Here is an 886-nt window from a genome sequence, read left to right as displayed (position 1 = left end):
CCTCGCCTATAAGTTAGCTCTGTTCGGGGTTTGGTCCTTCTCTTGACCGTTGGTGATACTCCCGCGGGGAGAGACCGTCGAGGCTCGAGTGCGGGCGGTGATGGTTGTAGTCGTCGCGCCATGCCGCGATCAGACGGCGGGCATGGCGCAGGTTCGGGAACAGATGCTCGTTCAGGCATTCGTCCCGCAGGCGGCCATTGAAGCTCTCTACGAAGCCGTTCTGCATCGGCTTGCCTGGCGCGATATAGTGCCACTCGACCTGGCGATCCTCCTGCCACTTCAGCATGGCGTTCGATGTCAGCTCGGTTCCGTTGTCGCTGACCACCATGCAAGGGAAGCCGCGCATCTCGGCGCTCCGGTCCAACTCCCGGGCGACACGGATGCCGGAGATCGAAGTGTCGACAACTGTCGCCAGGCATTCCCGGCTGAAGTCGTCGATGACACACAGGATACGGAACCGGCGGCGGTCCGCCAGCGCGTCGGACATGAAGTCGAGCGACCACCGCTGGTTCGGCCCCTGCGGGATCGCCATGGGCGCCCTGGTTCCGATCGCGCGCTTGCGCCCGCCACGTTTACGGACGGTTAACTCTTCTTCGCGGTAGAGGCGGTAGAGCTTCTTCCAGTTCACTTCTCAACCCTCGCGCTTCAGCAGGATGTGCAGGCGACGATACCCGAACCGGCGACGCTCGGACGCCAGCTCCTTCATCCTTGTCCGTAGCTCGGTGTCTGCCGGGCGTGCCGACCTGCGACGGTAGACGCGCGGATCGATCCCGGCCAGGGCACAGGCCCGCCGCTGCGAGTAGCTCTTTTCCTTCATGGCCCAGTCCACAGCCTTCCTCCTCGAACATTCGCCATTGTCGCTCGGACCAATGGCGCGACATGGCTC

The 886-nt window shown here is 63.5% G+C and carries 1 pseudogene; it reads right to left on the bottom strand.

The features are described from left to right. Positions 1-13: 13 nt before the first annotated feature. Positions 14-886, bottom strand: a pseudogene (locus LOM8899_RS22975) (IS3 family transposase); the annotation flags it as partial.

Source organism: Flavimaricola marinus (assembly GCF_900184895.1).
Classification (GTDB): Bacteria; Pseudomonadota; Alphaproteobacteria; order Rhodobacterales; family Rhodobacteraceae; genus Flavimaricola; species Flavimaricola marinus.
This window is presented reverse-complemented; position numbering and strand designations above follow the sequence as displayed.